This window comes from Streptomyces sp. NPDC053431 (genome assembly GCF_044544925.1).
GTDB lineage: Bacteria > Actinomycetota > Actinomycetes > Streptomycetales > Streptomycetaceae > Streptomyces.
This window is the reverse complement of sequence record NZ_JBITXX010000003.1, coordinates 94,811-107,562: the sequence shown is the minus strand read 5'-3', so window position 1 is coordinate 107,562 and position 12,752 is coordinate 94,811. Positions and strand designations below refer to the sequence as shown.

Below are 12,752 nucleotides of genomic sequence, written 5' to 3'. Positions count from 1 at the left end.
AAGGGCGCGCCCCCCGCTTCCTAGGGGTGCTAGCTTGTTTCCTAGAGCTTCTAGGAAGGGAGTCCGGCATGGTCCGTGCCGGTATCACCGTCGACCGTCTCGTCCAGGCCGCCGCCGAGCTGGCCGACGAGGCCGGGCTCGACAAGGTCACCGTGTCGGCGCTCGCCCGCCGCTTCGGGGTGAAGGACGCGAGTCTCTACTCGCACATCAAGAACCTGCGCGACCTGCGGGTCCGGCTCGCCCTGCTCGCCTCCGGCGAGATGAACGAGGCCATCGGCGCCGCCGTGGCCGGCCGGTCCGGCAGGGACGCGCTCGTCGCCTTCGCGGACGCCTACCGCGACTACGCGCTGGCCCACCCCGGCCGCTACGCGGCCACCCAGCAGCGGATCGAGCTCGACGAGGTCGCCGACACCGCCGCCTTCCGGCGGAGCGTCGAGCTCACCTACGGGATGCTCCGCGGATACGGCCTGGTCGAACCGGACCTCACCGACGCCGGGCGCCTGCTCCGCAGCACCTTCCACGGCTACATCCACATCGAGCTGAGCGGCGGCTTCGCCCACACGCGGCCCGTCGCCGCGTCCTGGGCGCGCTCGCTCGACGCCCTGCACCACACCCTGACGAACTGGACGAACCGGGGGAACGAGTAGATGGACGTCACCGGCACCACGGACACCACCGACGCCACAGGCACCGCCGACGCCACGGGAAGCACCACCAGCACCACCACCAGCACCACCACTGGCACCACCGGCACCACCGCAACCACCGGCCGCCCGCCCGTCCGCGTCGGCACGCTGAAGGTTCCCGGGGCGGTCCTCCACCACGAGGTGCGCGGCAGTGGGCCCGTCCTGCTGCTCGTGCCGGGCGGCGCGGGGGACGCCGGTCTGTTCGAGGGGATGGCGGACCTGCTCGCGGACGCCGGGCGCACCGTGGTCTCGTACGACCAGCGCGGGCTCTCGCGCAGCCGGCTCGACGGCCCGCTCGGCGACCAGCGGGTGGCCGAGTGGGGCGCGGACGCCCTCGCCGTGCTGGACGCGGTCTCACCGGACGAGCCCGCGGACGTCTTCGGCTGCAGCTCCGGCGGCATCGTGGCCCTCGCGCTGCTCGCCGCGCGCCCCGACCGGGTGCGGCGTCTCGTCGCGCACGAGCCGCCCCTGGTGGAGCTGCTCGCCGACCCCGCCCCGTACCGGGAGCACTTCGCCGAGGTGCGCGAGCTGCACCGGACCCGGGGGCTCGGGCCCGCGACGGCCCGGCTCGCCGAGACGCCGGACGGCCGGAAGCCGGAGCGGGGGCACGGCGAGCTGCCGCCCTCCGTCCGGCCCATGGCCTCCCGCATGGCGGCCAACATGCCCGTCTTCCTGGAGCACGTCCTGTGCCCCTTCTCCTCCTCCGCGCCCGATCTCGACGGGCTGCGCGCCGCCGCCGGGAAGCTGCTCCTCGGCATCGGCCGGGAGTCGGCCGGGCAGGAGGCCCTGGCCGGGCCGGCCCGGCGGATCGCGGAGCTGACCGGGGCGGGGATCGTCGAGTTCCCCGGCGGTCACCTGGGCTGTGTCGAGCAGCCCGAGGCGTTCGCGGAGCTGCTGCTCACTGCCATGCGGCGGTGACCTCGCGGGTGTCCACGTGCATCCCGAGCGGCACCCGCCAGGAGTCCACGCAGACCCGGTACGTGCTGCTCCGGGTCGCCCCCGCCGCGATCGGCGCGGGCAGCGGCTGACTCGACCGCACGGTCGCCCAGTCGACGCCCAGGGCGCCGATGACGTGGGTCGCGAAGCTCACGGTGCCCGAACGGACCGCCGTGCCACCGGTGTTGCGGAAGGTCACGGTGACGTTCTCGCACCAGCGCTGGTCGGCGTCGGTGAGCACCGGAGCGGAGAGCGTGAGCGCGGCGGGTGCCGGGGGCGCGGTGGAGGGCGCGGGGGCGGGCTGCGCCGTCGTCGGGGCCGGGGCCGGTGGCTTCGCCGGCGTCGTGCCCGGGGCGGTGGGCTTTCCCGGGGTACGGGGCGGGGGGCCGCCGGGTACGGGAGGGGGTGCGGTGGCCGTGCCGCCGGGCGCTGTGCCCGTCCGCGTACCGGAGCCCGTATCCGTACCGGTGCCGCCTGACGGTCCCGGTGACGGGGACGACGTGCTGGAGGTGAGGCCCGGGTCCGTCGTGGGGGCCGGGTCCAGGGGGACCAGGGTGACCGTTCCGGACGGCGGGACCGGGCCCTTCGGCGAGGAGCCGGTGCCGACCGCCGCGTAGCCCTCGCCGTCGCCGCCCGTGCCGCAGGCGGTCAGCGCTCCGCCGAGGCAGAGCGCGACCACCACGAGTCCGGGTCGCTTCCTTCGCCGTATGACCGCCATGGCGGCAGTGTGACTGACGCTCCGTCAGCACGGAAGTGAAACGGGGGAATTCGGTCCACGCGCGGCGGCCGGGGATCGGTCCGGCCGCCGGGGCCGTGGGTCAGTCGGCGATCAGGCCCTCGCGCAGCTGCGCCAGCGTCCGGGTCAGGAGCCGGGAGACGTGCATCTGGGAGATGCCGACCTCCTCGCCGATCTGCGACTGGGTCATGTTCGCGAAGAAGCGGAGCATGATGATCTGCCGCTCGCGGGGCGGGAGTTTGGCGAGCAGCGGCTTGAGCGACTCGCGGTACTCGACGCCTTCCAGGGCCGCGTCCTCGTAGCCGAGGCGGTCGGCGAGCGAGCCCTCGCCGCCGTCGTCCTCCGGGGAGGGGGAGTCGAGCGAGGAGGCGGTGTACGCGTTGCCGACGGCCAGGCCGTCGACCACGTCCTCCTCCGACACCCCGAGCACCGCGGCGAGTTCGGGCACGGTCGGCGAGCGGTCGAGCTTCTGGGCGAGCTCGTCGCTGGCCTTGGTGAGGGCGAGGCGGAGCTCCTGGAGGCGGCGCGGCACGCGCACCGACCACGAGGTGTCGCGGAAGAAGCGCTTGATCTCACCGACGACGGTCGGCATCGCGAACGTCGGGAACTCCACGCCCCGTTCGCAGTCGAAGCGGTCGATCGCCTTGATCAGGCCGATCGTGCCGACCTGGACGATGTCCTCCATCGGCTCGTTGCGGGAGCGGAAGCGGGCCGCCGCGTAGCGCACGAGGGGGAGGTTGAGCTCGATGAGGGTGTCGCGGACGTAGGTCCGCTCCGGGCTGTCCGCGGCGGCGCCCTCCTCGTCGAGGGCGCGCAGGCGCAGGAACAGGGAGCGGGAGAGGGTGCGGGTGTCGAGGGCCTCCGACGTGACGGCCGGCGGGGCGACGAGCGCCTCCTCGGGCTCGGTGGCCGTGGCGCCGGTGGCGGTGAGCGTCGTCGTCGCCGTGGCCTCGGCGGCCGTCGGTGCCGTCGTCTGCGTGGGCACGGGCGTCTGCGCGGGAACGGGCGTCTGCATGGACGCGGGCATGGGCGTGAGCGTGAGCACCTTCGAGCTGCCCTGTTCTGCGGACATGCCACCCCCTTTGAGGTCGCGGACGGTCGTGATGGCCACGACCATCTGAGGAACGCAGCCTCCACCTGAATACCGGAGGCGGGGCTGCGGCAAACGCGGTTCCTGCAGAATGTCACATGTCGGCAACACGCTGTAGTGACTTGTCGACATGGCGAGGGTGAATATCCGCAGGAAACAAGGGGTGTGCGGCATTTGGCATGCCGAAAAACTGCTCTGAAACGGTCTACCCGTTCTGGTTACGCCTCGATCCGATTTGCGGATCTCAACCGGGCGAAGCTCCGGGCGAGGAGCCTTGACACATGCATCTGGGAGACGCCGAGTTCCTGACTGATCTGAGATTGCGTCAAGTTGCTGTAGTAGCGGAGCATCAGGATCCGCTGCTCGCGCTCGGGGAGCTGGACGAGTAGGTGGCGGACGAGATCGCGGTGCTCGACCCCGGCGAGCGCGGGGTCCTCGTAGCCGAGCCGGTCGAGCAGGCCGGGCAGTCCGTCGCCCTCCTGGGCCGCCTCCAGGGAGGTGGCGTGGTAGGAGCGGCCGGCCTCGATGCAGGCGAGCACCTCGTCCTCGCCGATCTTGAGGCGTTCGGCGATCTCGGCGGTGGTGGGGGAGCGGCCGTGTGCGGTGGTCAGGTCCTCGGTGGCGCCGTTGACCTGCACCCACAGCTCGTGGAGGCGGCGGGGGACGTGCACGGTGCGGACGTTGTCGCGGAAGTAGCGCTTGATCTCGCCGACGACGGTCGGCATGGCGAAGGTGGGGAACTGGACGCCGCGGTCGGGGTCGAAGCGGTCGATGGCGTTGATCAGGCCGATCGTGCCGACCTGGACGACGTCCTCCATCGGCTCGTTGCGGCTGCGGAAGCGGGCGGCGGCGTACCGCACGAGCGGCAGGTTGGCCTCGATCAGGGCCCCGCGCACGCGGTGGTGCTCGGGGCTGCCCGGCTCCAGGTTCTTGAGCTGCCCGAAGAGCACCTGGGTGAGGGCGCGGGTGTCGGCGCCGCGGGTGCTCTGGGGTCGGGGGCGCGGGGTGTCCGGGGCCCCGGCCTCGTTCTGGGGCGGGACTTGGGGCGCTGCACTGGCCGGCACGTTCACGCCACCCCTTCATGTCAACTTCGGTCGACTCATCCGTCAAAAGCGGTCATAGCATCACAAGACATGTCCACTGTGTGCAAGCACCGTATAAGCACGTGTTGAGGGCAAGTTGGGCGGGTAAAAATCCGGGCCCCTCGCCGATGGACGGCGAGGGGCCCGGGGGGAGAAGGGGGAGAGGGGCTCAGCCCTCGAACTCGTAGTCGGCGATCACCCAGGTCGCGAACTCGCGCCACTGGGCGACGCCCGCCTGGTGCGCCGGGTGGTCCAGGTAGCGCTGGAGGGCGGCGGTGTCCTCGACGGCCGAGTTGATCGCGAAGTCGTAGGCGATCGGGCGGTCGGTGATGTTCCAGTCGCACTCCCAGTACTTCAGCTCCGGGATCTGCGAACCGAGGGCGCGGAAGGCCTCGACGCCCGCCACCACGCGCGGCTCGTCGCGCTGCACGCCGTCGTTGAGCTTGAAGAGCACCAGATGGCGGATCACGGCGGGGACTCCTAGTTGACGAGCTCGGTCATGAACTGGCCGACGCCTTGAGCGGCGCTCGATATGCCCTCGAACCCTACCTGGACGAGGTCCGCCGCCCGGGCCGGGGACGTGATGATCGTGTACAGAACAAAGACCACCACCGCATAGAGCGCGACCTTCTTCGCCTGCGCCATTCGTCTGCCCTCCCCTGGCCGCGTGCCCTCCCTGGGCCGCGTGAGTCTAGCCGAGGCCCCTCGCCCTCACCCCGGGCTTATGGACCAAGGGCCCGGCGATCGGGGTCTTTCGCCGCCCCCCGGAAGAGTGACGGAGGAGCAGGATGGATGTCGAGCCCGGCGGATCTGGCAGGAATCCGCGGGGCCCGTGGAACCGGCCCTCACTGCGGGGTCCACGCCGCCGGCTTCCCCCCTGAACGGCGGCGTCGGACTTGCGGGACCGGTTCTCATCGGGGGGAGCGGCTTGTCCCCCCGATGCCGCTCCCCCCGTCCAGGCCCTCTCCCCGGCCCCTTCATGCATGGCATGCGCATGGCTACGCTTCGCGGGTGTGACGCACGTGGAGGACGTTCCCGGAGGGGGTCCGAGTGGTGAGCACGGCGGAGGACGACGACGGCGACGGCCGGCCCGGCGGATCCGAGGCGGAGGCCGGGGAGCCGTCCGCGCGCTCCTACGCCTCCGGGCGGGACATGTACGTCGCCGAGCAGGGCGACCTCCACCTCTACGTCGAGACCCCCGACGGCGACCGCGACCACCACACCGTGAGCGGCGGCCCGGTCACCGACGACTGCCCGTACCCCGGCCTCGCCCCCTTCACCGCCGGCCAGGCCGAGCGCTTCCACGGCCGGCGCCGGCTCCTCACCGAACTGGGCGAACGGCTCGCCGAATGCCACACCGCCCGAAAGCCGCTGGTCGTCGTCGCCCCCTCCGGCGCGGGCAAGACCTCCCTGCTCCAGGCGGGCCTCTGGCAGGACCTCGATCGCGGCAGGGTCCCCGTGCCGGGCTCGCGCCACTGGCCCAGGCTCCTGCTCACCCCCACCGCCCACCCCGTACGCGAGCTCACCGGCCGCCTCGCGGAACTCGCGCCGGGCCCGGGCGAGCGGATCCTCGTGGTGATCGACCAGGCCGAGGAGCTCTTCACCCTCTGCGCCGACCCCGCCGAACGCCAGGCCTTCGTCGAGCTCCTCGCCCGCCTGGCGGACCCCGAGGCCCAGGACGGCCCCCTCGCCCTCGTCGTCCTCGCGCTGCGCGCCGACTTCTACGCCCGCTGCGCGGAACTGCCCTGGCTGCGGAGCGCCGTACAGAACAACCAGCTCTTGCTGCCCCCCATGACCCGGGACGAACTCCTCGACGCGATCCGCCTCCCGGCCCGCGCGGCCGGGTTACGGCTCGAACCGGGCCTCGTCGAGGTCCTGGTCCACGACTTCGGCGCCACCCGCGGCTTCGCCGAGCCCGGCGCGCTGCCGCTGCTCGCCCACGCCCTGCGCGCCACCTGGCAGAACCGGCAGGGCCGGCTGCTCACCGTCGCCGGCTACACCGGCACCGGCGGCGTCGCGCACGCCCTCGGCAACAGCGCGGAGCGGGTCTACGAACGCCTCGACCCGGCCGGCCGGCGCACCGCCCGCCGCCTCTTCCTCGGCATGGTCACGATCGGCGAGGACACGGCGGACAGCCGCCGCCGGGTCCGCCGCGACCACCTCCTGGCGGGGGCCTCGGACCGGGCGGCCGCGGAGGGCGTCCTCGCCGCCTTCACCGCGCGGCGCCTCCTCGTCCAGGAACGGGAGACCGTCTCCCTCACCCACGAGGCCCTGCTGAGCGCCTGGCCGCGACTGCACGACTGGATCAACGACGACCGCCCCCGCAACCTCGTCCTCCAGGACCTGGACACCGCGGCCCGCGCCTGGCACGGCACGGGCCGCGAGCCGGACGCGCTCTACCGCGGCAAGCTGCTGGCCCGCGCCCTCGAGGCCGAGGACCCGACCGAGGAGGACCCGCTCCGGCGCGCCTTCCTCGACGCGTCGGTACGCCTGCGGAAACGTTCCGTGCGGGTCAGGCGCCGGGTGGTCGCCGTCGTGGTCGCCCTCGTGCTCGTGGCCGCCACGACCGCCGTGCTCGCGCTGCGGCAGCGCGACACGGCCGCGGTGGAACAGCGCGCGGCCCTCGCAGCCCGGATCACCGCCCAGGCCGACGGCCTGCGCGCCGCGGACCCGTCGCTCGCGGCCCGACTCGACCTGGTGGCGCACCGGCTCGCGCCACGGCCGGCCACGATGCTGAACCTGTTCGTGGACGGCAACACGGTCCTGCCCCAGCGGCTCGGCGACTTCCGGCGCCTGGTGACCGACACGGCGTACCGCCCGGACGGCCGCGTGCTCGCGGCCGTGGACACCGGCGGGGTGCTCCGGCTGTGGGACGTCGGCGACCCGGCCCGGCCGAAGGAGCTCGGAAAGCCGGTCGAGATCTCGGGGGTGGTACTCGGGATCGACTTCAGCCCGGACGGCCGCACCCTGGCCGCCAGCCGGTACGGCACGACGGCCGCGCTGTGGAACGTGACCCGCCCCGCCCGCCCCGTCCCCGTCGACCTGCCCCTCGGCGCCGCGGGCCGCGGGGGCAACCTGGTCGCCTTCGCCCCGGACGGGCGCACCCTCGTCGGCAGCGGCGCCGGGGGCCGGATGGCGGCATGGAGCCTGGCCGACCCCAACCGCCCCGAGCTGCTGCCCGAGGCGCCCACGGGCTCGAACGGCGCTCCGTACGCCTTCGGTCCGGACGGCCGCACCCTCGCGGGCTCGAGCGGCGACCACACCGTGCGGATCTGGGACCTCGCGCACCCGGACCGCTCGCCGGCGAAGCTCGAACCGCCGGACCCGCGCGACCAGAACTACCGCGTGGCGTACCGCCCGGACGGGCGGTTCCTCGCCCTGTCCAACGACACGCGCGTGTGGCTCTGGGACCTGGCCGACCCGGCCCGCCCCAAGCGTCTGCCCTACTACCTGCCGACGAGTGGCTCCGGTACCACCTCCCTGGCCTTCAGCCCGGACGGGCGCACCCTCGCCGTCGCCGACAGCGCCAGGACCGTACGCCTGTGGAACGTCACCGACCCGGCCGCACCCAAGGCGCGGCCGGCTCTCCCCACGCCCCAGGCCGAGGTCCGGGGGCTGGCCTTCGCCCCGGACGGGCGCACCCTGGCCGGTGGCACCGGAACCGGCCCGGTCATGGTGTGGCACCTGCCGGACGTCGCCCTTCCCGCCGCCGCGGACGACACCCGTGCGCTCGCCTTCGCCCCGGACGGGAGGCGACTCGCCGCCGGCGGGCGGGACGGCACGGTCCGGCTGTGGAGCCTCGTCGACCCGGCCCGCCCGCGGGTCGTCGGGACCCTGTCCGCCGGTACGGAGGAAGTGACCGGCCTGGCCTTCGGGCCGGACGGGCGCACGCTGACCGTGGCCTCGCGGGATGCCCGGCTCCGGGTCGGCCGCTGGGACATCGGCGACCCGGCCCGCCCCCGGCGGCTCGACGGACGCGCACTGGACCCGGTGGGGGAGCCGGCGGCACTCAGCCCGGACGGGCGCACCGCCGTCGTGGAGCGACCGCACGGGGTGGAGGTGTGGGGCCTGGCCGGTCCGGAAGGGGCCGCGGCGGCCGACCGGGCCCTGAACACGCCGGACGACGGGGTCGGCTCACTGGCCGTCAGCTCCGAGGGGCGCGTCGTCGTCGGCCATGGCAACGGGGACTTCTCGCTGTGGGTGGGCCAGGGGCCGTCGCCGGTGACGCGGGTGACCGGGACGATCCCGGACATGCTGGCCCCGCAGGTCCTGGCGCTCGCCCCGGACGGGCGCTCGCTCGCCAAGGCGGATCGTGCCAGGCTCACCACGTGGGATCTCGCCGACCCGGCTCGCCCGGCCGCCCGGGGCGCGGTGACCGGGGGCAGCGACGTGGAGTCCCTGGCGTTCGGCCCGCGCGGCGATGTGCTGGCCGTGGGGGACGCGGACGGCACCGTCCGCTTCACCGACCCCACGAGCGCCAACGCCCTCAGCCGGCCGCTCTCGGCCGGCACGGGCCGGATCACCGCCCTCGCCTTCGCCCCCGACGGCCGCACCCTCGCCGCCGCAGCCGAAGCCCAGCCCGTCCGCCTCTGGTCCACCGACCCCGACTCCGTCGCCCGTTGGATCTGCCGGGCCACCGGCAACGTCCTCACGCCTGCCCAATGGGCCCAGTACGTCCCGGGGTTGCCCTACGACCCGCCCTGCGGGGACCAGGGCTGAGGGGGCATGAAAAAACCTCCCCGGCCCGCGTTTCCACGGATCGGGGAGGTTCTCCAGCGGTAGCGGAGGGATTTGAACCCTCGGTGACTTGCGCCACACTCGCTTTCGAGGCGAGCTCCTTCGGCCGCTCGGACACGCTACCGAGAGAGAGCTTAGCCCAAAGGTGCCCGTGGACTGAAATCCGTATCGCGTCGCAGGTCAGCGGTCCCGGAAGAAGCTGGTCAGCTGGGCGGAGCACGCCGGCTCCAGGACGCCCTGGATCACCTCGGGGCGGTGGTTGAGGCGGCGGTCGCGGACCAGGTCCCAGAGGGAGCCCGTCGCGCCCGCCTTCTCGTCCCACGCGCCGAACACCACCCGTTCGACCCGCGCCTGGACGAGCGCCCCCGCGCACATCACGCACGGCTCCAGGGTCACGACGAGCGTGCACCCGGTGAGCCGCCATTCGCCGGTGGCCGCCGCGGCCCGGCGCAGGGCCAGGATCTCGGCGTGGGCGGTCGGGTCGCCGACGGCCTCGCGTTCGTTGTGTCCGGTGGCGAGGACCGCGCCCTCGGGCGAGAGCACGACCGCGCCGACCGGTACGTCACCGGCCAGCGCGGCCAGGTCGGCCTCGGCGAGGGCGCGCCGCATCGGTTCCCGCCAGGGGTCCCGTACGGGATCGGCGCCCGCGACCGGGCCGGGTGTGGCGAGCGGCGGCACTAGCGCACGGCCTCCAGGATCTCTCCCGCGCCGATCGCCTCCGCGATCTCCCCGAGGGCGTCGCCGGACTCGAGGGCGAGCAGTTCCCGCTCGCTCACCCCCAGGTCCGCCAGGATCCGCCCGTCGCCGAGCGGTCCCGCCGGGAGGACCTTGCCGTCCGAGTCCGCCACGTCGACGTCGGCGTCCGCCTCCGGCTCACCGTCCTCGGTGCCGTCCAGGTCCACCAGTTCGTCGAGCGCGCTGTCCATGTCGTCGTCGTCGCCGAGGATCTCCGAGGTGAGGATCTCCCCGTACGAGGAACGGGCCGCCGCCGTCGCGTTCGAGACGAAGACCCGGGGGTCGTCCTCGCCGTCGACGCGGACGATGCCGAACCACGCGTCCTCCTGCTCGATGAAGACGATCACCGTTTCTCCGTCGTCGGCTGCGGACTCGCGGGCCAGATCGGCCAGGTCCGCCAGCGTCTCCACGTTGTCGAGCTCTGTATCGCTCGCTTCCCACCCGTCTTCGGTGCGCGCGAGCAGTGCGGCGAAGTACACCTGACTCTCCCACTGATCAGAGGTGTGATGATCCGGCGGCGCGCTCCTGATGCCCCGCCCAATCGGCATCGTGACAGAAACCTCGCCCTCAGGAGAGGTCTTCGGCTCTTGCGTCGTGCATCAGTCTGAACGACACCGCGATCGGGCGGGCGTGCGACCCCGGCGCACAGAGGGGGCGCACGGCCCCGCCGCCGCGGCGGTCACCACCGGAAGGTCCGCATGCGCATCGCCTGCCGCATCCGGGCGGCCCGGGCGCGCCGGGGCTGGACGCGGTCACGCAACGCCTTGGCCTCGTTCAGTTCGCGGAGGAACTGGGCGCGGCGCCTGCGGCGCTCGGCGTCGGTCTCCGGGCGGGGCTCCTCCGGAGCCTCACCGCCGTGCTTGTTCGACAGGTCGGGCATAGGCCACACCACCCCACGACTGGGTTCCCTGTGCCCCCACCTTCCCTCGCTGGCGTGGGTTGACGCCAGTCCCGGCTACTGTTGGGGCATGCGTCTCCACGTCGTCGATCACCCGCTGGTCGCCCACAAGCTCACCACGCTGCGCGACAAGCGCACGGACTCCCCGACCTTCCGCCGGCTGGCCGACGAGCTGGTCACCCTGCTCGCCTACGAGGCGACCAGGGACGTGCGGACCGAGCAGGTCGACATCGAGACCCCGGTGACGCCGACGACCGGCGTGAAGCTGTCGCACCCGCGTCCGCTGGTGGTGCCGATCCTGCGCGCCGGTCTCGGCATGTTGGACGGCATGGTGCGGCTGCTGCCGACGGCCGAGGTCGGCTTCCTCGGCATGATCCGCAACGAGGAGACGCTGGAGGCGTCCACCTACGCCACGCGGATGCCGGAGGACCTGTCCGGGCGCCAGGTGTACGTCCTGGACCCGATGCTCGCGACCGGCGGCACGCTCGTGGCGGCGATCCAGGAGCTGATCAAGCGCGGCGCGGACGACGTGACCGCGGTCGTGCTGCTCGCCGCCCCGGAGGGCGTCGAGATCATGGAGCGCGAGCTGGCGGGCACGCCCGTGACGGTCGTGACGGCCTCGGTCGACGAGCGTCTCAACGAGAGCGGCTACATCGTGCCGGGCCTCGGCGACGCGGGCGACCGCATGTACGGCGCCGCCGAGTAGCAGGCCCGCAGGCCCTCCGGCCCTCAAGCCCTCAGCACTTCCACCGAAGCCGGTATCGAGCCCTCAGCAGCGGGCCGGTACCGGCTTCGGCTTGTTGAGCGCGACCAGCGCCGCGTCCGCCGCGGCCTTCGGGTCGAGCGTCTTGAAGGCCGTACCGATGATCAGGTCGATGTCCGCCGTGGTGCGGGCGTCGACCTTCGTCGTCGCGCCCTTCAGCTGGGTGCCGACGACGGAGAACATGCCCTTGGTGGCCCCGGGGGCGCCGAGCAGCAGTCCGGTGCCGGTGACCTTCTTGTCGTACGCGGCGGGCGCGTTGCCGACCTTGCCGATGAGGAAGCCGCGCTTCTTCAGCTCGTCCGCGGTCGTCTTCGCGAGACCGCTGCGCGGGGTCGCGTTGTAGACGTTGACCGTGATCTGGGCGGGCTTGGGAAGCGCCGCGGCCGCGGGCAGCGCGCTCGGCTTGGGGGCCGGCTTGCAGTCGGCCTGTTTGCCGGCGGTCGTCTTCGTCTTTCCGTCGCCGGAGAAGACGTCGACGAGCTGCAGCGTCCCCCAGCCGGCCGCGCCGAGCACGAGCACGGCGGCCGCGGCCCCGAGGACGATCCTGCGCCGGCGCTGGGGGCGGCGCATGCGCGGGTAGACATCCCCCGTGATGCGGTACTTTCCGCCCATTCCGGGGGGAGTGAGCATGCTCATGAACGCAGCGTAATGCGGCCCGCCGGGGATGCCTACTGGATGATCATGTGATCGCGTCCGGATGGGCGCGAAGTGGCCCCGAAAGGATCAGTCGGGGAGGCTCCGGCGGGTCAGTCCAGTTCGAGGACGCGCGCGTGCAGCACTTGGCGCTGCTGGAGCGCGGCGCGGACCGCGCGGTGCAGCCCGTCCTCCAGATAGAGATCGCCGTGCCACTTCACGACGTGCGCGAAGAGGTCGCCGTAGAACGTCGAGTCCTCGGCGAGCAGCGTCTCCAGGTCCAGCTGGCCCTTGGTGGTCACCAGCTGATCGAGGCGGACCGGGCGCGGTGCCACGTCCGCCCACTGCCGGGTGCTTTCCCGGCCGTGGTCGGGATACGGCCGGCCGTTTCCGATGCGCTTGAAGATCACACGGAAAGCCTACCGGGCGAGCGGTGCCCGGCGCAGCCAGGCGGAC

General features: G+C 73.2%; 14 protein-coding genes and 1 tRNA gene. 4 read left to right on the top strand and 11 right to left on the bottom strand.

Annotated elements, in window-relative coordinates; genetic code table 11:
- Window positions 1-68 precede the first annotated feature (68 nt).
- A complete protein-coding gene (locus tag ACIGXE_RS09930) occupies window positions 69-647 on the top strand; it encodes a TetR/AcrR family transcriptional regulator (protein ID WP_399745367.1) in 579 nt (192 codons plus the stop codon).
- On the top strand, window positions 648-1,604 hold the full coding sequence (locus ACIGXE_RS09925) for an alpha/beta fold hydrolase (RefSeq protein WP_399745365.1): 957 nt from the start codon (window positions 648-650) through the stop codon (window positions 1,602-1,604).
- Here ACIGXE_RS09925 and ACIGXE_RS09920 read toward each other — a convergent pair.
- From ACIGXE_RS09920 to ACIGXE_RS09900, 5 genes are all read right to left on the bottom strand, one after another.
- Window positions 1,585-2,340 (bottom strand): hypothetical protein, encoded by a 756-nt coding sequence (locus tag ACIGXE_RS09920; protein WP_399745363.1) that lies wholly within the window; start codon window positions 2,338-2,340, stop codon window positions 1,585-1,587. The genes ACIGXE_RS09925 and ACIGXE_RS09920 overlap by 20 nt on opposite strands.
- A 100-nt stretch (window positions 2,341-2,440) precedes the next feature.
- Window positions 2,441-3,430 (bottom strand): RNA polymerase sigma factor SigF, encoded by a 990-nt coding sequence (locus ACIGXE_RS09915; protein WP_399745361.1) that lies wholly within the window; start codon window positions 3,428-3,430, stop codon window positions 2,441-2,443.
- A gap of 236 nt (window positions 3,431-3,666) precedes the next feature.
- Window positions 3,667-4,512 (bottom strand): RNA polymerase sigma factor SigF, encoded by an 846-nt coding sequence (locus ACIGXE_RS09910; protein ID WP_365344202.1) that lies wholly within the window; start codon window positions 4,510-4,512, stop codon window positions 3,667-3,669.
- A gap of 187 nt (window positions 4,513-4,699) precedes the next feature.
- On the bottom strand, window positions 4,700-4,999 hold the full coding sequence (locus tag ACIGXE_RS09905; RefSeq protein WP_399745359.1) for a Dabb family protein: 300 nt from the start codon (window positions 4,997-4,999) through the stop codon (window positions 4,700-4,702).
- An 11-nt stretch (window positions 5,000-5,010) separates the two neighbouring features.
- Window positions 5,011-5,175, bottom strand: a complete 165-nt coding sequence (locus tag ACIGXE_RS09900; RefSeq protein WP_399745357.1) for a hypothetical protein — start codon at window positions 5,173-5,175, stop codon at window positions 5,011-5,013.
- A gap of 408 nt (window positions 5,176-5,583) precedes the next feature.
- Here ACIGXE_RS09900 and ACIGXE_RS09895 point away from each other — a divergent pair, with 408 nt between their 5' ends.
- Window positions 5,584-9,249, top strand: coding sequence for a hypothetical protein (locus ACIGXE_RS09895; RefSeq protein WP_399745355.1), 3,666 nt, complete (start codon window positions 5,584-5,586; stop codon window positions 9,247-9,249).
- Window positions 9,250-9,306: 57 nt separating this feature from the next.
- On the opposite strand, the gene ACIGXE_RS09890 is transcribed toward ACIGXE_RS09895, so the two are convergent.
- From ACIGXE_RS09890 to ACIGXE_RS09875, 4 genes are all read right to left on the bottom strand, one after another.
- Window positions 9,307-9,391 (bottom strand) — tRNA-Ser (locus tag ACIGXE_RS09890).
- 56 nt (window positions 9,392-9,447) lie between these two features.
- The gene (gene tadA, locus ACIGXE_RS09885; RefSeq protein WP_399746325.1) at window positions 9,448-9,876 is read right to left on the bottom strand and encodes a tRNA adenosine(34) deaminase TadA; all 429 of its coding nucleotides are present in this window, start codon (window positions 9,874-9,876) and stop codon (window positions 9,448-9,450) included.
- Window positions 9,877-9,944: 68 nt separating this feature from the next.
- Window positions 9,945-10,481, bottom strand: a complete 537-nt coding sequence (locus tag ACIGXE_RS09880; RefSeq protein WP_399745353.1) for a hypothetical protein — start codon at window positions 10,479-10,481, stop codon at window positions 9,945-9,947.
- Between the two features lie 200 nt (window positions 10,482-10,681).
- Window positions 10,682-10,882, bottom strand: a complete 201-nt coding sequence (locus ACIGXE_RS09875; protein ID WP_399745351.1) for a hypothetical protein — start codon at window positions 10,880-10,882, stop codon at window positions 10,682-10,684.
- A gap of 88 nt (window positions 10,883-10,970) precedes the next feature.
- Between ACIGXE_RS09875 and upp the strand changes: the two genes are divergently transcribed.
- Complete coding sequence (gene upp, locus ACIGXE_RS09870; RefSeq protein ID WP_399745349.1) at window positions 10,971-11,606, top strand: uracil phosphoribosyltransferase; 636 nt, start codon at window positions 10,971-10,973, stop codon at window positions 11,604-11,606.
- Between the two features lie 63 nt (window positions 11,607-11,669).
- Here upp and ACIGXE_RS09865 read toward each other — a convergent pair whose 3' ends face one another.
- Both ACIGXE_RS09865 and ACIGXE_RS09860 read right to left on the bottom strand, forming a co-directional pair.
- On the bottom strand, window positions 11,670-12,299 hold the full coding sequence (locus ACIGXE_RS09865; RefSeq protein ID WP_399745347.1) for a LytR C-terminal domain-containing protein: 630 nt from the start codon (window positions 12,297-12,299) through the stop codon (window positions 11,670-11,672).
- A 110-nt stretch (window positions 12,300-12,409) separates the two neighbouring features.
- Entirely contained in the window at window positions 12,410-12,706 is a 297-nt protein-coding gene (locus ACIGXE_RS09860) for a type II toxin-antitoxin system VapB family antitoxin (RefSeq protein ID WP_351648838.1), read from the bottom strand.
- Window positions 12,707-12,752 lie beyond the last annotated feature (46 nt).

What these genes read in the sequence shown, in the direction of transcription:
- upp (WP_399745349.1), top strand. Translation starts at nt 10,971, where the DNA reads ATGCGTCTCCACGTCGTCGATCACCCGCTGGTCGCCCACAAGCTCACC.
- ACIGXE_RS09875 (WP_399745351.1), bottom strand. Translation starts at nt 10,882, where the DNA reads ATGCCCGACCTGTCGAACAAGCACGGCGGTGAGGCTCCGGAGGAGCCC.
- ACIGXE_RS09925 (WP_399745365.1), top strand. Translation starts at nt 648, where the DNA reads ATGGACGTCACCGGCACCACGGACACCACCGACGCCACAGGCACCGCC.
- ACIGXE_RS09865 (WP_399745347.1), bottom strand. Translation starts at nt 12,299, where the DNA reads ATGAGCATGCTCACTCCCCCCGGAATGGGCGGAAAGTACCGCATCACG.
- ACIGXE_RS09920 (WP_399745363.1), bottom strand. Translation starts at nt 2,340, where the DNA reads ATGGCGGTCATACGGCGAAGGAAGCGACCCGGACTCGTGGTGGTCGCG.
- ACIGXE_RS09915 (WP_399745361.1), bottom strand. Translation starts at nt 3,430, where the DNA reads ATGTCCGCAGAACAGGGCAGCTCGAAGGTGCTCACGCTCACGCCCATG.
- tadA (WP_399746325.1), bottom strand. Translation starts at nt 9,876, where the DNA reads ATGCGGCGCGCCCTCGCCGAGGCCGACCTGGCCGCGCTGGCCGGTGAC.
- ACIGXE_RS09930 (WP_399745367.1), top strand. Translation starts at nt 69, where the DNA reads ATGGTCCGTGCCGGTATCACCGTCGACCGTCTCGTCCAGGCCGCCGCC.
- ACIGXE_RS09900 (WP_399745357.1), bottom strand. Translation starts at nt 5,175, where the DNA reads ATGGCGCAGGCGAAGAAGGTCGCGCTCTATGCGGTGGTGGTCTTTGTT.